Raw genomic sequence first — 17741 nt, 5'->3', positions numbered from 1 at the left:
CAACCAGAAAGGCGACCGTTGACGATGACCACGACCGCTCTTACCGCCCCCGCCCCGATCACCGCCGGCAACCAGGAATGGCTGCGGCTCAAGGCTGCCGCAACCGCCCTGCGTGCCCTCCAGGTCCAGGACGGATCCGTGCCGGATGCCGAAGCCCACGAGGCCGCGGCCGGCCACGTTGAAACGATCACCGCGGCGGTCGCGGCCCTGACACCGTCCTTGCCGCACGACGCCAACTACCTGGAACTGCTGGTCACCGACTTTGACCGCTGGGCGGATGGCGGCTTCGGCGTCCCGGACTTCCTGGATTCCCTGCAGGCCTTCCAGCCGCAGCAGCACCGGGTCAACGGACTCCAGCACCTGGTCGTGTTCCCGATGTACACGCAGAACGGCAGCAGCAGCCGGCTCGTCGAGGCCGTGCTGATCGAGGTCATCTGGCCCGAGTTCATCGGCGGCCTGGAAACGGGCGAATACTCCAACAAGCTCTTCGTCCCGATCCGGTTCCTCGACTTCACCGCGGGCTACAACACCAACTCCGCAGTCCTCTTCCCCGAGACCGTCGCCGTCCGCGAGACCCCGACGTTCACGTGGGGCGCGATCTTCGCCGACCGCGAGGCCGCCCGCTTCCGCCGCGTCCTGCGCGCCGCCGCGGAGATCACGTCCCTGCAGCTGCCCGAGGACGCAGCCGGGCTGCTGGAGGACCAGGAGCTGACGCAGGAAACCTTTGTCATGTGGGACCTCATCCACGACCGCACCCACATGCGCGGGGACCTGCCCTTCGACCCGTTCATGATCAAGCAGCGCATGCCGTTCTTCCTCTACTCGCTGGAGGAGCTGCGCTGCGACCTCACTGCCTTCCGCGAATCGGTAAAGATCGAGAAGGATGAGGACGCTGACCCGGAGGCGCGCCGGCACGCCAAGCTTGTCCAGTACGCCGTGATCTTCGACCGCATCTTCCGCTTCGCCATCACCGGCACGCGTGTGCGCAACTACGACGGCCTTGGCGGCCAGCTGCTCTTCGCGTGGATGCACCAGCACCACGTCCTGCACTGGACCGACAGCAAACTCAGCATCGACTGGGACGAGGCCGCCGGCGTCGTGGTTGAACTCGGCGCGAAGATTGAGGAACTGTACTGGCGCTCGATCGACCGCCCCAAGATGGCCCACTGGCTCGCCGCCTACGAGCTCATCTCCGGCACGGTCACGCCCAACCCGGCCTCGGTCTGGGCCAAGGGGCCGGACGCCCTGCCCCTGGACGGTCCGCCCCGCGGCCTCACGGACCAGGTCCTCGACGACGAGTTCCCGCTCTCCATGTTCTACGAGGCGCTGGAGAAGAAGATGCGGCCCGTCATCGAATCCACTGCCGGCATCATTGGGTCTTCAGACACCGGGTCGGCAGACACCGGCGAGGCCGCCGGCAGCCGGGCCCTGAACGCCGGATGAGCGCCGGACGCACCTTGAACGTGCTGGTCACGGGCGGCAGCGGGCCGTCCGGGATCGCCACGGCCCGCGCCCTTCACGACGCCGGCCACAGGGTCTTCACCGTCGGATCGAATGCTGCCCGCATCGAGGCCGCCGCCGCCGAAGCCGGCGGCGGCGTCACCCCGCTGGTGAGCGACCTCGCGAGCCTGGCGGACGTCAGGGCCTTGCGGGAAAGCATTGCCGGCCTGGCCGGAAGCGTCGACGGCGTGATCCACTTGGTGGGCGGCTGGCGCGGCGCGAAAGGCATCACGGACCAGAGCGACGACGACTGGGACTTCTTGGAGCGCAACGCCGTCACGACGCTGCGGAACGTCACCCGCGTCTTTTTCGACGACCTCGCCGCCTCTGACTCCGGACGTTTCGCCATGGTGTCCTCCACGGCCGTGAGCACCCCGACGGCGGCCGGGGCCAGCTACGCCGCGGCCAAGGCCGCCGCGGAAGCCTGGACGCTGGCGGTCGCGGACGGCTTCCGCCGGGTCCACGCCGCAACCGGCGCGGGCACTGGCGCTGGCGCTGCCGGGCAGGAGGGCGCGCAGCAGGACAACGCCAAGCAGGACAGCGCCGTGCTGCGCAGCGCCGCTGTCATCTTCGTGGTGAAGGCCCTCGTTGACGACGAAATGCGGGCCAAGGCCCCGGATCGCAAGTTTCCGGGCTTCACGGATGTGGCTGACCTGGGGGCTGCCGCGGCCGGGCTCTTCAGCGCTCCTGCCGGCGACCTGAACGGCCAGCGGCTGCTGCTCAGCCGCTGAACTACCCCGGGCTCTGTCACGGATTCCGCGGCCCGGACTCTGTGGCCCGGACCCAGCGCCGCCGGACTTAGCCCCGGCCGCCTGACCTCTTAGACTGAAAGCGTGAGCAAAACGATGACCAGCACAGTTGAATCCGTCCCCGCCGACACTGCGGTGCGGCTCCACGATCCCTCCGTCCGCGGCTTCGCCTCGGACAACTATTCCGGCGTGCACCCGGAAGTTCTCGCGGCCCTGGCCGCCGCCAACGAAGGCCACCAGGTCTCCTACGGCGAAGACGACTACACCGCGCGCCTGCAGCAGCTGATGGAAGAGCACTTCGGTGAAGGCATCGAATGCTTCCCGGTGTTCAATGGCACCGGCGCCAACGTCCTGTCCCTGCAGTCGCTGCTGCCGCGCTGGGGTGCCGTCATTTGCGCCTCCACCGCCCACATCAACATGGACGAAAACGGTGCACCGGAGCGGATCGGCGGCATCAAGCTGCTGCAGGTCCCCACCAACGACGGCAAGCTCACTCCGGCACTGATCGACCACGAAGCCTGGGGCTGGGGCGATGAGCACCGCGCCCAGCCGCTGGCCGTGTCCATCACCCAGACCACCGAGCTTGGCACCTGCTACACCCCGGACGAGGTCCGGGCCATCGCTGAGCATGTCCACGCAAAGGGCATGAAGCTGCACATGGACGGCGCCCGGCTGGCCAACGCCGCCGCCCATCTTGGCGTCCCGCTGCGGGCCTTCACCCGGGACGCCGGGGTGGACATCCTCTCCTTCGGCGGCACGAAGAACGGCCTGCTGTTCGGCGAGGTTGTGGTCGCCCTGAACCCGGAGGCCGCCCACGGCCTGGTCTACCTGCGCAAGATGAACATGCAGCTGGCGTCCAAGATGCGGTTCATGTCCGCCCAGTTCATTGCCCTCCTGGAGGGTGACCTGTGGTTGCGGTCGGCCTCGCACGCCAATGCCATGGCCGCCCGGCTGCGCGCCGGCGTCGAGGCGATCCCCGGCGTCGAACTGACCCAGAAGACCGAGTCCAACGGCGTCTTCGCCGTCCTGCCTGCCGGTGTTGCGGACCGGCTGCGCAAGTCCTTCCGCTTCTACGACTGGAACGAGGCGGCCCGCGAGGTCCGCTGGATGTGCTCCTTCGACACCACCGAGGATGACGTTGATTCGTTCATTGCGGCCATCAAGCGCGAACTCGCCGCTGCCTGAGCCTTGCACAGCTTCCCCTGCCCGGCGGCGAGCCTGCCGGGCAGGGCTCCGGCCGTTGCATAACCTTCCAAAGTGAGCTCCCTCGATCAGGTTCCGGCAGATTTCCTCTTCGCCCTGGGGACCCTTCGACAGGCACGGTGCCGCAGCGAGCTGCACCTGGACGAAATTCCGGCCCCGACCCGGCTGGCGCCGTTCGCGGTGGCCCTGGGCGCGGAGGTGATCGGACCCGGCGACTCCCCCGCCGGCGGACCGGTCCACGGCCCGGCGGCCGCGGCGCTGGCCCGGGCGTCCGGCAGCGACGACGTCGAACTGGCCACCGGCCGCTTCATCCTGCTCCACGATCCCGACGGCTCTGCCGTGTGGGACGGGGAGTTCCGGATCGTCACCTACATCCGTGCCCAGCTGGAACCCGAGATGGGCAACGACGAACTGCTGGGGTCCGTGGCATGGACCTGGCTGGTCGAAGCGCTGGACAATCATCAGGCCCCGTACCGCTCCGCGGGCGGCACCGCCACCCGGGTACTCTCGGAGAGCTTTGGCACGTTGTCGGACCGGCCGGATTCAATCGACATTGAACTCCGGGCCTCCTGGACCCCGGCCACCCCGGACATCACCTCGCACCTGGAGGCGTGGTCGGACATGGTCTGCACCTTCGCCGGACTGCCGCCGCTGCCCGAGGGCGTGACGGCCCTTCCCAGGCGCCCCCGCGGACACGCATGAGGCGCCTGTTCGGCCGTGGTCACGGCCCCACACGCCATGTTGTCGGTAAACTGTAGAGACCATGACCCCTCAGAATCCGGAAATCAGCACGGCCGGCGCCAGTCGCACTACGGCCGAGGCTGCTGACACCACAGCCCACATCACCGTGGAAGGCTTCGACAGCCTGGTCCCTGAAGTGATCGACCTCGACATTCCCCGCGACGGCGTGCCGCTGGTCATTGAAACCCAGTCCGGACTCGAACGCTGCGCCGCGGCCCTCGCGGCCGGCCACGGCCCTGCCGGCGTGGATGCGGAGCGGGCCTCGGGCTTCCGCTACGGCCAGCGCGCCTTCCTGGTCCAGATCCGGCGCGAAGGCTCCGGGACCTGGCTGATCGATCCCGAACCCTTCGGGGACCTGAACATCATCAATGACGCATTGCGCGGCGTCGAATGGATTCTGCACGCGGCCAGCCAGGACCTGCCCTGCCTGTCCGAACTCGGCATGTGGCCGGACAAACTCTTCGACACCGAACTCGCTGCACGCCTGGCCGGGCTGCCCCGGGTGGGCCTCGCCGCCGTCATCGAACAGCTCCTGGGCTTCGGCCTGGCGAAGGAACACTCCGCCGCCGACTGGTCCACCCGCCCCCTGCCGGAACCGTGGCTGCGCTATGCGGCGCTCGACGTCGAAGTCCTGACCGAACTGCGCGAGGAACTGATCGAACTCCTCGTGGCGGACGGAAAGCTGGAATACGCCGAGCAGGAATTCGCCGCCATCCTCGAGGCCGGACAGGCCCCGCCGCGCGTTGATCCGTGGCGCAAGACGTCCGGACTGCACCAGATCCGGGACCGCCGCCAGCTGGCCGCAGTCCGGGAGCTATGGCTGGAGCGCGATTCCCTGGCCCAGAAGCGTGACGTCGCCCCGGGCCGGCTGATCCCCGACTCCGCCCTCGTCGCGGCGGCCAAGGCGATGCCCTCTACGGTTCCCCAGCTCCTCGGCACCAAGGGTTTCCACGGCCGTGCAGCGCAGCGCGAAGCCCCCCGCTGGCTGCGCTGCATCGGCATGGCCAGGGCACTGGAGGACCTGCCGCCGCTGCACCTGCCCACCAACGCTCCCCCGCCCCCGCGTGTCTGGGCGGACCGGGACCCGGAGGCGGCCGCCAGGCTTGCCACCGCCCGTCCGAAACTCCAGGCCAGGGCGGAGGAACTGAACCTGCCAGTGGAAAACCTGCTGACTCCGGACTACCTTCGGCGGGTCGCATGGCGTCCGCCGGCAGAGCTCAGCGAGGAAGGCGTGGCCGAGGAACTGGCGAACCTCGGGGCGCGCCAGTGGCAGATCGAAGTTGCTGCTCCGCTCATTGCCGAGGCTTTCCTGCACCCCGAGCCGTTGCCCGCCAAGGAGCCCAAGGCCACCGCAGAGGCGCCGTCGGGTTCGACGGTCTAGCAGGTCCTTCCGGGGCCGCTCCCCTCCCCTTGCCAGCTATGTTACTGGCGAGTAACATAGTGCATGATGTCGTTCGGAACCCGCCCGCCCGTGGCAACCCCTGCCACCGGCACGGTTCCGGCACCCATGTCTCAATGAGGAGTACGCCGTGAGCCAAGCCCGCACCAGCGGAAAACCCAGCAGCGCAAACCCGAGCATCGGAAGAAACAGGACCGCGGGTCCCCGCACCGTCCGCGATGTCGTCTTTGTCGACGGCGTCCGCACCCCGTTCGGACGCGCGGGCGAAAAGGGCATCTACGCCGGCACCCGCGCCGACGACCTCGTGGTCAAGTGCATCCGCGAACTGATGCGCCGCAACCCCTCGCTTCCGGCGGACCGGATCGACGAGGTCGCGATCGCCGCCACCACCCAGACCGGCGACCAGGGCCTGACCATCGGCCGCACCGCCGCCCTGCTGGCCGGGCTCCCCCGGACCGTTCCCGGCTTCGCGATCGACCGCATGTGCGCCGGGGCCATGACCGCCGTAACCACGACCGCGAGCGGCATCGGCTTCGGCGCGTACGACGTCGTGATCGCCGGCGGCGTGGAACACATGGGCAACCACCCGATGGGCGCAGGCTCCGACCCCAACCCGCGCTTTATGTCCGAACGGATCGTGGACCCCGCCGCCCTGAACATGGGGAACACGGCCGAGAACCTGCACGACCGCTTCCCGGCCATCACCAAGGACCGCACGGACGCCTACGCCGTCGCCTCGCAGGACAAACTCGCCGCGGCCTACGCCAACGGACAGATCCAGCCCGACCTCGTGCCCGTCGCCACGATGAAGCCGGGCCGGGGCTGGACCGTCAACACCGTGGACGAACCCCCGCGCCCCGGAACCTCGCTCGGGGACCTGGCCGCCCTCAGGACCCCGTTCCGCGCCCACGGCCGGGTCACGGCGGGCAACGCCGCGGGCCTGAACGATGGCGCCACCGCAGCCCTGCTGGCCTCCGCCGATGYCGCCGAGGAACTCGGACTGCCGGTCAGGATGCGCCTGGTCAGCTACGCCTTCGCCGGCGTGGAGCCCGAGGTCATGGGCATCGGCCCGGTCCCGGCCACCGAAAAGGCCCTCAAGAACGCCGGACTCGGCATCGGGGACATCGGACTGTTCGAAATCAACGAGGCCTTCGCCGTCCAGGTCCTCAGCTTCCTGGACCACTTCGGGATCGCCGACGACGATCCCCGGGTCAACCGCTACGGCGGCGCGATCGCCGTCGGGCACCCGCTGGCGTCCTCCGGGGTCAGGCTGATGAACCAACTGGCCCGGCAGTTCGAGGAGGACCCCTCGGTCCGCTTTGGCATGACCACGATGTGCATCGGTCTGGGCATGGGCGCCACCGTAATCTGGGAGAACCCGCATCACGCGGATTACGGCACCGAGGCACCCGTCATCGAAGCACAGCACGCAGAGACCACGACCACCAAGACTGGAGCCACAGCATGAGCGCCGCTGATTTCCGCAAGCTTGCCGACCTCTTCCCGAACGAGACGGTCACCCACTCCTATGTCCAGGACATCGAACTGCCGCCCGTCAACGGCAAGAGCCCCGGCATCTTCGCGCTTATCACCCTCGACAACGGCCTGGACCACTCCAAGCCCACCACGCTCGGTCCCAACACGCTGATCGAACTCGGCACGGTCCTGGAAGGGCTGAAGGAGCGCGCCGCCCGCGGCGAGATTGCCGGCGTCGGCGTGACCGGCAAGCCGTACTTCCTCGTGGCCGGCGCCGACCTGTCAACGGTCAAGTCCGTCAGCGGACGCGAACAGGGCCGGTGGATGGCCCAGCTGGGTCACGACGTCTACGCCACCCTGGCCGGCCTGGGCGTGCCGAGCTTCGCGTTCATCAACGGCCTGGCCCTGGGCGGCGGCCTGGAGATCGCGCTGCAGTCCACCTACCGCACGGTCTCCACCGGCGCCGGCGCGCTGGCTCTTCCCGAGGCGTTTATCGGACTCATCCCGGGCTGGGGCGGGGTCTACATCCTGCCGCGGCTGATCGGGCCAGAGAACGCCCTCAAGGTCATGATCGAAAACCCGCTGAGCAACAACCGCACCCTCACCGGGCCGCAGGCCTACCAGCTCGGCATGGCGGACGCGATGTTCGAACCGGCCGACTTTGTGGAACAGTCCCTGGCCTGGGCAGCGAAAGTCATTGCCGGCGCCGTGGCGCCGGAGCGGGCGAACGCCGTGGACCCGTCCGCTCCGGAGGTCGCCGCCCGCTGGGCGGCCGCCGTCGCCAAGGGCCGGGCCTTCGTGGAGGCCAAGACCTCCAACGCCTCCCCGGCGCCGGCCAAGGTCCTGGACGTCATGGAAGCCAACCGCCCCCTGACCCAGGCGCAGTCCGCCGAGCTCGAATGCGAGACGCTTGCGGACCTCATGCAGACCGACGAGTTCCGCTCCACCGTTTACGCCTTCCTGGACCTTGTGCAGCGGCGCTCCAAGCGTCCCGCCGGCGCACCGGACCGCAAGCTCGCCCGTCCGGTGACGAAGATCGGCGTCGTGGGCGCCGGGCTGATGGCGAGCCAGCTGGCCCTGCTCTTCGCCCGCCAGCTCAAAGTTCCGGTTGTGCTGACGGACATCGACCAGGCCCGCGTGGACAAGGGTGTGGGCTACGTCCACGCCGAGGTGGACAAGCTGCTGGCGAAGGGACGGATCAGCGCCGACGCCGCCAACCGCACGCGCGCGCTCGTCACGGGATCTGTTTCCAAGGAGGCCTTCGCCGACGCCGACTTCGTCATTGAAGCCGTCTTTGAGGAACTCAACGTCAAGAAGCAGGTCTTCAAGGAAGTCGAGGCGATCGTCTCGGCAGAGTGCATCCTCGCCACGAACACGTCCTCGCTGTCCGTCACGGCGATGGCGGAGGACCTGGAGCACCCGGAGCGCCTGGTCGGCTTCCACTTCTTCAACCCGGTGGCCGTGATGCCGCTGCTGGAGATCGTGCGCGCGCCGAAGACCGACGACGCCGTGCTGGCCACCGCGTTCGAGCTCGCCAAGGGGCTCAAGAAGTCCGCCGTGCTGGTTAAGGACGCCCGGGCGTTTGTGGTCAACCGCGTCCTGCTGCGCCTCATGGGTGAAGTCACCGCGGCCTTCGACGAGGGCACGCCCGCCGATGTGGCGGATAACGCGCTGCGGCCGATGGGCCTGCCCATGACTCCGTTTGTGCTCGGCGCCATGGTGGGACTGCCCGTGGCGCAGCACGTCCAGGAATCGCTGCACGCGGCGTTCGGGGACCGATTCAGGGTCTCAGAAAACCTGCAGGCGCTGATCGACAGCGGCGTGAAGTCCATTTGGGCCGTGCAGAACGGGCAACCGGTGCCCGGTCCTGAGGGCAAGCCGTTCATCCCGGCCGAAACCCTGGCGCTGATGTCCTTCGGCAGCACACCGTCCACTGGCGAGGAGGTGCTGCGCCGGACGCAGGACGCGCTGGCGGAGGAAATCGGACTCATGCTCGAGGAGGGCGTCGTGGCCGGCCCCGAGGACATCGACCTCTGCATGATCCTCGGCGCGGGCTGGCCGATGTTCCTGGGCGGTATCACCCCGTATCTGGACCGGGTGGGCGCCTCGGAGCGGGTCAACGGGAAGAAATTCCTGGCCCCGGGCGTGGCCTCCGAACCGGCCTAAAAGCGGGCCTACGGCGGCCAGGAGCCGGCCTACGCCCGCCCCGCCTTGTGGCGCCGCCGCCTGGACTTTGGTCCGGGCGGCGGTGCTGTTTTTTGTTCAGGCCCAGGCGGGGGTCACTTTCCGGGTGCCAGCGCCGCCTCAAGAAGGACCCGCTCCAGCCACGCGAGATAGCGCTGCGGCGTCCAGCCGGCCTGCACCACGAGGTGCTCATGTTGGTACGGGGAGGTCAGAAGCCACAGCGTCAACGCCACCTCCTCCACCGGAACATCCGCCCGAAGCCCGCCGCGCTGCTGCAGCAAACGGGCGACCTGCAGGAAGTCCGTCCGGATACGCTCCTGCAAGCCGGCATGCGCCGACGCAATCTCCGGGTCGCCTTGCGCCGCAGCCGCCATGGCCTGCCACAGCCGCCCGATCCTGCCGTTGAGTTCCGCCGCGAAGGAGGCCAGGCCAAGCAGGCCGGTCCGGGCGTCCTCCTGGGCCAGCACGGCTTGCGCCTCCGGCACGTCCAGGATGGACCGCCCGCCGTCCACGCCGGCCGAGGCAGCTTCCAGGGCAGCCAGCAGAAGCCGCTTCTTGGGCCCGTGGGCCTGGACCGTTTCGACGGAAACGCCGGCGTCGGCGGCGATGGCACCCAGGGTCGTTGCCGTGAACCCTTTCGCCGCAAAGCAGCGGCCGGCCGATTCGAGCACGCGCTGGCGCGTGGCGGAGGCCTGCTCTTCGCGCAATGCGGACCGGTAGCGCCTGGGACGGGAAGTTTCAATTGCCATATTGACTACTGTCTCACAGTAATGAAAACTGATGCAACGCACTCATCCACTAAGGAGACACCATGGCATCGGTACTCGTCTGCTCCAGCCCGTTGGTCGGCCACGTCACGCCGATGCTTGCGGTTGCCGCCGGCCTCGTTGAGCACGGGCACGACGTCCGTTTCCTCACCGGCAAGCGCTTCGAACGCCAAGTGTCCCGGACCGGCGCCTCGTTCATCCCGCTGCCCCCGGAGGCAGATTTCGATGACACCAGCCTGGATGCCGCCTTCCCCGGCCGCGTCGGCCTGAAGGGGCCAAAGGGGATCCGCTTCGATATCCAAGAGATCTTCATGCGCCCAGGCAAGACCCAATACCAGGCCATCCTGGCGGCATCCGCGGAACGCCGCGTCGATGCCGTGCTGGCCGAATCATTGTTCATGGGTGCCGCGTTGCTGCTGGCCGGGCCGCCGCGCAACCGTCCGGCGGTCATCAACTGCGGAATCGTTCCGCTAAGCCTCGCCAGCCGCGATACCGCCCCGTACGGGCTGGGCATCGAGCCGATGCGGGGGTTGCCCGGCCGGGTGCGGAATTTGGCCATGCAGGCCCTGACCGAAAAGATGGTCTTCGGCCCGGTGCAGAAGTACGCCAATGAGATCTCCCGGGACGTCACCGGCTCCCCTTTCCCGACCTTCTTCATGGACTGGCCGCGCGCTGCGGACCATATCGCCCAGTTCACCGTTGCGGACTTTGAATACCCGCGCTCCGACCTCCCCGGGACGGTCCACTTTGTGGGCCCGGTGTCCCAGGGCAGGAAGAGCACGACGGGCGGGACAGGCACCACGGACGCGACGGGCAGTGCGGGCGGGACGCCCGGGCCCGAGCTTCCCGCGTGGTGGGCCGAACTGAACGCCGGCCGCCCCGTTGTCCATGTCACCCAGGGAACCGTCGCCAACCGGGATTTTGATGACTTGGTCCGCCCCACCATGGAAGGCCTGGCGCAGGACGACGTCCTGGTGGTGGTCACCACCGGCGGCCGCCCCGTGGACGCGCTCACCGGCCCGCTGCCCGACAACGTCCGCGTCGCCTCCTATCTGCCCTACGACGAGCTGCTCCCCCGGACCGACGTCCTGGTCACCAACGGCGGATACGGCGGGGTGCAGTTCGCGCTGCGGCACGGGGTGCCGCTCGTCGTGGCTGGTCAGACGGAGGAAAAGGCCGAAGTATCCGCCCGGGTGGCCTGGTCCGGCACCGGAATCAACCTCCGCACCAACCGGGCGACGCCCGAGGCCGTCGCCAAGGCCGTCCGCACTGTCCTGTCCAACAGCTCCTACCGGGACGCAAGCAGCCGGATCGGCACCGCGATACAGGCCTCCCGCGGCGTCGATGAGCTGGCTGACCTTGTGGACAGCGTCTGCAGCGATCGATCCCTAGAACGGGAGTAGCGGAACCGGGCGTAGCGGGAACGGGAGTCAGATCCCGCGCAGCCGGCCGTCCGTGAGTTCCAGGACGCGGTGCGCGTTCAGCCGTGCGTAACTTAGGTCATGGGTGACCATGACGACGGCGGCGCCCCGTGCGGCGGCGCGGTCGACGGCGCCCTGCAGCGCCTCGAGGCCGTGCCGGTCCAGCCCCACAGTGGGCTCGTCCAGGGCCAGCACTGCCGGTTCGCGGGCCAGGACCGTGGCCAGGGCGAGCAGCCGTTGCTGGGACGCAGACAGTTCGGCCGGATGGGCCGCCTCGGTACCGGACAGTCCCACTGCGGCCAGGGCCGCCCGGGCCTTACCCTCGGCTTCGGCTTTCCCGAACAGCGGCCGCAGTCCGAACGCGGCTTCCCGCAGGACAGTCCGTTCGAACAGCTGATCCCCGGGGTGCTGGAACAACAGGCCCATTGAGGCCGCGACTGTTCCCACCGGCACGCCGGCAATGCTGCGCCCGCAGACCAGCACCTCCCCCACCGTGGGCCGGAGCAGTCCGTTGAAGTGGCGCAGCAGCGTCGACTTGCCGGCGCCGTTGGGCCCGGTCACGGCGACGATCTCGCCCGGGCGCACGGCGAAGTCCACGTCCCGAAGGACCGGGGCCTGCGCACCGGTGCTTCGCCGCCGCTGATCCTGGCCGTAGCCGAACCCTACCCCGCGCAGTTCCAGCGACGGCGGCCCCGCCTCGGTCGCCGCGGCAGGCACCGGGCCGGTACGGCGGGCTCCGACACCGCCGGACTCAGCGACACCGGCCCCGACAGTGCTGGGCCCGTGTATGCCAATCACACCGGCGCGCTCCAGCTCCCCCGAGCCGGCCAGCTGCGCCGGCGTTCCCGCGGCGGTGACCGTCCCGCCGTCGAGCCCCGTTTGGCCGTCAAGAACCGTCCAGTGCGTGGCTTCCCCGGCGAGCCGGTCCGCCGCCTGGCTCAGCAGGACGACGCCGGTCCCGGTGCCGCGGAGGCCGCGGACCAGATCCTCAACTTGTGCCGCTCCGGCCGCGTCCAGCGATGCCAGCGGCTCGTCCAGGATGAGCACGTCCGGGTCCGCGATGACGGCGCAGCCCACGGCCAGCCTGCGCAGCTCCCCTCCGGAGAGCGTGGCCGGGTCCCGGTCCAGCAGGCCTGCGAGTCCCGTGCGGGCGGCGGTGCGTGCCACCGCGCGGTGCATGTCCTCCCGGGCCGTCGCGCGGTTTTCCAGCCCGAGGGCCAGTTCCTCCGCGACTGTGGCGCGCACCGAGGAGAGCATCGCGGCGGCGTCCTGCGGGACGAAGGCCACCCGGCGCGACCACTCGGCGGGGTTGATCCGGGGATCGTCGGGCACGCCGCGAAATTCCAGCACGGTATCGCCGAGTTCCAGCCGGCCGCGGAATTGTCCGGCGTGACCGGCCCGGAGCCAGCCGGCCAGCAGTTTGCCCAGCGTGGATTTTCCGCTCCCGGAACCGCCCAGGACAGCGGTCAGGGAGCCGGGCGTGACCGAGATTGCGGCATCTCTGAGCACCGGGGTGTCTTCGCCGTGGAACGTGAACGCCTCGATCCGGATCTGCAGCGCAGTTCGCGTGGCGGCCGTCACGACGCCACTCCGCCGGGCCAGGAGACCACAATCCGCGCGGCGACCGCTGCTGCTGTGAGCACCAGTGCGGCAACCCGGAAGCGCCGCTGGGCGGGCGGGTCGGCGACTTCGCGGTAGCTGGTGCGGGGTCCCGGGCTGCCGAAACCACGGGCGTCGAGCGCCTGGGCACGGCTGCCGGCGTCGTCGATCAGGGCCAGGACCAGCGGCACCATCTGCAGGCGGAGGGTGCCGAGGCGGGACGGCAGGCCGCGCCGGACCACCATCCCGCGCGTTTCCTGGGCCTGCCGGATCCGGTCCAGGCGGCCCGCGACGGCCGGCAGGAGGGTGAGCGTGGAGGCCAGGACGAAGCCGAACTGCGGCGGGATCCTGCGTCCGGCGAGGGCGGAGACGAGGTCCGGGACGCTGACGGTGAAGGAAAAGAGCAGGAATACCAGGACGCAGGCGCTGGTCCGCGTTCCGAGCTCCAGCGCGAAGCCCAGGCCCTCGGCCGTGACCCGGGCCGGGCCCCACTGGGCCAGCACGGTCTGGCCTTCAGGGAAGAAGAGTCCGTGCAGCACCAGCAGGGACAGGCACAGAGGTGTCAGGATCACCGCCGCGGCAGGCAGGACGCGCCCCGCCACTCCACGACGCACGGCGAGGAACACCGCGGCGAGTGCCACGCCGACCGACAGCGGCCAGTACGCAGCCGCCGTCGTGACGACGGCGGCGCTGGCGGCGGCGGTCAGCGTGGTGAAGGGGTGGAGACGCGTTGTCATAGTCAGAGTGTCAGGGTGTCACATGGCGGCAGGACTCAGGCGTCGGGCGCTGAGGGGGCCTTGCCGGCGAGCACCCGGTAGCGCCGGACGAAGGGGAACTGGAAGGTGGTGCGGCGGGGCAGGGCGTAGGCGAGCAGCGCCGCGATCGTGAAGACGATGGCCTTGTCCATGGGGTCGGAAATCAGTGCCTGCTTGGTGATGGCGGCCAGCAGAGTGTCCCCCATGGCGCGGAAGGCGCTGACGATCGCCCCGGTGCCCAGCCCGGACGTGCCGCCAAAGACGAACGCGGCGATCGGGGCGGAGACGACGCCGGCCAGGATGCCGGTGAGGAAGCCGGCCACCGGGGCGAAGTAGAAGCGGCGGAACAGGCCGCCGCGGGCGGCCATGCCTGCGAGGAAGCCGATGAGGGCGGCACCGGCGGCGAAGGGCAGGACGGTGGGGTTGAAGAAGGACCAGACGATGCTGCTCAGCGCGCCCGTGGCGGCGCCGGCCGCGGGCCCGGCGAGAACGGCGATCAGGACGGTGCCGATCGCGTCGATGTAGAACGGCAGTCCCGTGCTGCCCATCAGCTGTCCGAGCACCACGTTCAGGACGAGCGCCACCGGGATGAGGACCACGGTGGAAGTGGGTAGAGCCGGCAGGACGGCCACAATCAGCAGCACAGCGCCGAGCAGGAAGCCGCCGAGAGCAACCAGCGCCGAGAAACTGGCCGGGCCGTTGGCAATGTCCGCGGGCTGGGTCAGCACCAGGAAGATGTACGTGGCGGCGATCGCGGCGGCGCCGGCGATTTCGAGCAGGCGGCGCCTGCGGCCGGCCGCCTGTCCAGGGGCAGTGATGGTGAGGGCTGGCTGTGACATGGCGGGTGTTCCTTTGGCTGGGTGCAACAAGTTCCGCCTCATGTCACCTCGGCGCAGCTACCATCCTAGCGATCCGGACACCCGCCCGGGAACTCCCCGCGTTGACCCAACAAAGATGCCCAGCCTCAGCCCGTCGGTGACCGGTGGCCCACGGCGCGCGCGAGGGCGCCGACCGAGGAAATTAGTTCGTCGAAGCAGTGCCCGGGGTTGTTGTCGGAGACAATCCTGGCGTTCGGTGCCAGCCCCCAGAGCCCGCGGAAGTCGGCCACTGTCGTGCCGATCAGCAGCGGGGAATCCGTCTCGACGTCGACCGTGGCCAGCCGGGTGGCGAACGGTGTGCGTCCTGCGGCAGCGCAGGCCGCGAAGGCGTCGTGCACGTGCGCCACATAGCCCTGGTCGTAGAGCCGGTGGAATTCCATGTAGAACCGCAGGGCATCGGACAGGCACGCGACGAGGGGGTTGCCGGAGCGGCTGCGCTGGCCTTCGGGCTGCTCAGGCAGGACGAGTTCAGGCTCCGGCGCGCCGGCGGCCTCGCCGAGGCCGCGCAGGTGCTCCGGGTGCATCTCGATCCGCTCGGTCATTTCCAGGGCGCACAGGATCGGCAGCTTGTCCTCGGGCAGGCCCCGGTAGGCGGCAAACACTTCCTTGGCGGCATGCGGGTCCACGGAGGTGTTCCATTCGGCCGTCGGGGTGGTGTTGCCTTGGTAGTAGAAGCTTCCGCCCATGATCACGAGTCCCTTGAGCAGCCGGGGAAGCTCCGGCTCCCGGCGCAGGGCAAGGGCGAAATTGGTCAGCGGGCCGGTGATCAGCCCGGTGATCTCCCCGGGGTGCGCCCGCACCTCCTCCACCCAGACGTCGACGGCGTGCCGCGCCGAGATCTGCTGGTGCGGCGGCGGCAGCTCGGCGTAGCCGATCCCCTGCGGCCCGTGGGTCTCCTCGGTGGTGATCAGCGGGATCTCCAGCGGGACCTCGGCGCCGATGGCCACCTCAATGCCCTCGCGGCCGCACAGCTCCAGCAGGGCCAGGCTGTTCAGCGCCACCTGCCGGGCCCCGACGTTCCCGGCGGTGCACGTAATTGCCTGGACGTGGACCTCGGGCCGGGACAGCAAGTAGACGATGGCCAGGGCGTCGTCGATCCCGGTGTCGACGTCCATCAGGATCGAATGCGTGACGGCAGGGCCGGCCGCGGAGGTGTTCAGATCCGAACCGTTCAGAACAGTGCCACCTTGGGCGTGCGCGGGAAGAGGTCATCCAGCTCGGCGAGGTCGGCATGGCTGGGTATCCAGGCCACGGCGGCGGCATTCTGGCGCACCTGCTCCGGCGTGGTGGCGCCGGCGATGACGCTGCTGACGGACGGCTGGGCGGCAAGCCACGAGAAGGCCACCTGGACTTCGTTGAGCCCGCGTGCGGCGGCGAACTTGCCGAAGGCATCCAGCTGTTCCCAGTCGGCGTCGTGGACCAGGTTGGTGCGGGTGTGGCTGAGCCGGGTTCCCTCCGGGGCCCGGCCGGCCGAGTATTTGCCGGTGAGCAGGCCGTTGGCGAGCGGGAAGTACGGAAGGACGCCCAGGCCGTAGGCCTCCGCCGCCGGGGTCACCTCGAGCTCGGCGCGCCGGTCCAGCAGGTTGTAGTGGTTCTGGCTGGAGATGAAGCGGGCTCCCCCGCGGGCACGCGCCACGTACTCGGCCTCGGCGATCTGCCAGCCGGCCCGGTTGGAGTGGCCGATGTAGCGGACCTTGCCGCTCGTGATGAGGTCTTCGAGCGCCGACAGCGTCTCGTCGATGGGCGTGAGCGGGTCCGGGGTGTGGAACTGGTAGAGGTCGATCCAGTCCGTGCCGAGCCGGCGCAGCGAGGCTTCCGCCGCCTTGATGATGTAGCGGCGGGATCCGCGTGCGCCGAAGTCCTCGCCGTTGGCGCCGCGCATGTCCATGCCGAATTTCGTGCCGATGACGGCGTCGTCCCTGCGGGCACCTAGGGCCTTGCCGAGCATTGACTCGCTGAGGCCGGGCTCGCGGCCGTAGGCGTCCGCGACGTCAAAGAAATTGATCCCGGCGTCGAGCGCCGCATGCACGACGGCGTCGGTGCCTTCCTGCGATTCAGTCACGGTTCCGGGACGGCCCAGGTTGTTGCAGCCAAGTCCCACGACAGAGACGGACAGTCCGGAATTTCCAACGCGGCGGTATTCAGTCATGGATTTAGCCTATATCGCCCCGGCGGGCGGCCGGGCCAAGGCCGCGGCGGCCGGCGGAGCGGCACCGGCGCTAACCTGCTGGCAGCTCCAGCCCGTGCTCGTCCATGGCGTCCTGGAGTTGCGCGAGCGTGCGCGGGCAGACCCCAGGCATCCCGGCAAGCCGGCGCTGGCCAAGCTGCACGATGTTTTCGAGGGTTTCGACCCCCGCGTGTGCGAGGGACTTGCGCGCGGGCGCCGCCAGTCCTGCGGGGAGTGGAGTACTGCCTGGTTTCGAGGGTTTGCGCGTCATTGCGTTGCCTTTCAGTCCGTGCCCCCAAACTGGTGTGAGCCGTGTCCGGCTCCTTGCCCGTGCTGCCTAAAGCGTGAAGCTGTTCGCCGGTTTCGGCGAGTGCTTGAGCTTGAAAGTATCCTCGCCAAACGGCGCGGCGCCAATGCTCAGTTTGGTGAAGTCGAGGTCTTCACCGCGGATGCAGACCTTGATGGCGTTGACCGTCTTATTGACGTCCGGAGTGAGGCAGAAGATATTGAGCCGGGCGTCGGAAAATTCGCTGCGGTCCACGATCCCCAGGCCACGCCAGGCCAGGTGGCTGATCAGCGCGTCTTTGGCTTTTTCCTCGAGGTACCGGTCGCGGCTGGTCCCCTCTTTGGTCTTCAGCGCGTACTGGGCCACTACCCAGGACTGCTCCTCCACCGGAATTTCGGCGTAACCGTCCTCGGCGCACTGCACCGCGAATGCGTCCATGAGGCGCTCCGCGGCCTCGGCGTCCGCGACGTCGGTCTCGTCGGTCTTGCTCTGGTGTCCGACGACGCCGTGGTTCATCACGAACTGGCTGTAGTCCTCATCAAACCAGCCCTCCCTAAAATGCAGGGTGCCCTCTTCGTCACGTTTGTAAACCCTGATAATTCCACTCATATGCCAG

Annotated in this window: 16 protein-coding genes; 8 read left to right on the top strand and 8 right to left on the bottom strand. The window is 69.1% G+C overall.

Going from position 1 to position 17741, the window contains the following annotated elements:
* Positions 1-24 precede the first annotated feature (24 nt).
* From AC1DZQ_RS16275 to AC1DZQ_RS16245, 7 genes are all read left to right on the top strand, one after another.
* Positions 25-1443, top strand: coding sequence for a DUF6421 family protein (locus tag AC1DZQ_RS16275; protein ID WP_476964476.1), 1419 nt, complete (start codon positions 25-27; stop codon positions 1441-1443).
* The gene (locus AC1DZQ_RS16270; RefSeq protein WP_476964475.1) at positions 1440-2231 is read left to right on the top strand and encodes an SDR family NAD(P)-dependent oxidoreductase; all 792 of its coding nucleotides are present in this window, start codon (positions 1440-1442) and stop codon (positions 2229-2231) included. Before AC1DZQ_RS16275 ends, AC1DZQ_RS16270 begins: the two co-directional genes overlap by 4 nt.
* A 114-nt stretch (positions 2232-2345) precedes the next feature.
* Positions 2346-3434 (top strand): threonine aldolase family protein, encoded by a 1089-nt coding sequence (locus tag AC1DZQ_RS16265; protein WP_476964535.1) that lies wholly within the window; start codon positions 2346-2348, stop codon positions 3432-3434.
* 72 nt (positions 3435-3506) lie between these two features.
* Positions 3507-4154 (top strand): DUF3000 domain-containing protein, encoded by a 648-nt coding sequence (locus AC1DZQ_RS16260; RefSeq protein ID WP_476964474.1) that lies wholly within the window; start codon positions 3507-3509, stop codon positions 4152-4154.
* 61 nt (positions 4155-4215) lie between these two features.
* Complete coding sequence (locus AC1DZQ_RS16255; RefSeq protein WP_476964473.1) at positions 4216-5574, top strand: HRDC domain-containing protein; 1359 nt, start codon at positions 4216-4218, stop codon at positions 5572-5574.
* 196 nt (positions 5575-5770) lie between these two features.
* The gene (locus AC1DZQ_RS16250; protein WP_476964534.1) at positions 5771-7060 is read left to right on the top strand and encodes a thiolase family protein; all 1290 of its coding nucleotides are present in this window, start codon (positions 5771-5773) and stop codon (positions 7058-7060) included.
* Positions 7057-9234, top strand: a complete 2178-nt coding sequence (locus AC1DZQ_RS16245; protein WP_476964472.1) for a 3-hydroxyacyl-CoA dehydrogenase NAD-binding domain-containing protein — start codon at positions 7057-7059, stop codon at positions 9232-9234. Before AC1DZQ_RS16250 ends, AC1DZQ_RS16245 begins: the two co-directional genes overlap by 4 nt.
* Before the next feature lie 113 nt (positions 9235-9347).
* On the opposite strand, the gene AC1DZQ_RS16240 is transcribed toward AC1DZQ_RS16245, so the two are convergent.
* On the bottom strand, positions 9348-10001 hold the full coding sequence (locus AC1DZQ_RS16240; protein WP_476964471.1) for a TetR/AcrR family transcriptional regulator: 654 nt from the start codon (positions 9999-10001) through the stop codon (positions 9348-9350).
* Positions 10002-10063: 62 nt separating this feature from the next.
* On the opposite strand from AC1DZQ_RS16240, the gene AC1DZQ_RS16235 reads away from it, so the two are divergent.
* Positions 10064-11422 (top strand): glycosyltransferase, encoded by a 1359-nt coding sequence (locus tag AC1DZQ_RS16235; protein ID WP_476964470.1) that lies wholly within the window; start codon positions 10064-10066, stop codon positions 11420-11422.
* Between the two features lie 27 nt (positions 11423-11449).
* Here AC1DZQ_RS16235 and AC1DZQ_RS16230 read toward each other — a convergent pair whose 3' ends face one another.
* The 7 genes from AC1DZQ_RS16230 to AC1DZQ_RS16200 form a co-directional block, all read right to left on the bottom strand.
* The gene (locus AC1DZQ_RS16230) at positions 11450-13021 is read right to left on the bottom strand and encodes an ABC transporter ATP-binding protein (protein WP_476964469.1); all 1572 of its coding nucleotides are present in this window, start codon (positions 13019-13021) and stop codon (positions 11450-11452) included.
* Entirely contained in the window at positions 13018-13776 is a 759-nt protein-coding gene (locus AC1DZQ_RS16225; RefSeq protein WP_476964468.1) for an energy-coupling factor transporter transmembrane component T, read from the bottom strand. The genes AC1DZQ_RS16230 and AC1DZQ_RS16225 overlap by 4 nt, the downstream gene beginning before the upstream one ends.
* 35 nt (positions 13777-13811) lie before the next feature.
* Positions 13812-14633 carry an ECF transporter S component gene (locus AC1DZQ_RS16220; protein WP_476964467.1) on the bottom strand — a complete coding sequence of 274 codons (822 nt, stop codon included), beginning with the start codon at positions 14631-14633 and terminating at the stop codon, positions 13812-13814.
* Between the two features lie 125 nt (positions 14634-14758).
* Entirely contained in the window at positions 14759-15787 is a 1029-nt protein-coding gene (locus AC1DZQ_RS16215) for a nucleoside hydrolase (RefSeq protein ID WP_476964466.1), read from the bottom strand.
* Between the two features lie 56 nt (positions 15788-15843).
* On the bottom strand, positions 15844-16821 hold the full coding sequence (locus AC1DZQ_RS16210; protein ID WP_476964465.1) for an aldo/keto reductase: 978 nt from the start codon (positions 16819-16821) through the stop codon (positions 15844-15846).
* 70 nt (positions 16822-16891) lie between these two features.
* Positions 16892-17110 carry a helix-hairpin-helix domain-containing protein gene (locus tag AC1DZQ_RS16205; protein ID WP_476964464.1) on the bottom strand — a complete coding sequence of 73 codons (219 nt, stop codon included), beginning with the start codon at positions 17108-17110 and terminating at the stop codon, positions 16892-16894.
* A 66-nt stretch (positions 17111-17176) separates the two neighbouring features.
* Positions 17177-17734, bottom strand: a complete 558-nt coding sequence (locus AC1DZQ_RS16200; RefSeq protein ID WP_476964463.1) for a hypothetical protein — start codon at positions 17732-17734, stop codon at positions 17177-17179.
* Positions 17735-17741 lie beyond the last annotated feature (7 nt).

The sequence above is a fragment of the Arthrobacter sp. P1_C12_2 genome, from assembly GCF_056406415.1.
The sequence above is the reverse complement of the archived record's forward strand: the minus strand, read 5'-3'. Positions and strand labels throughout refer to the sequence as shown.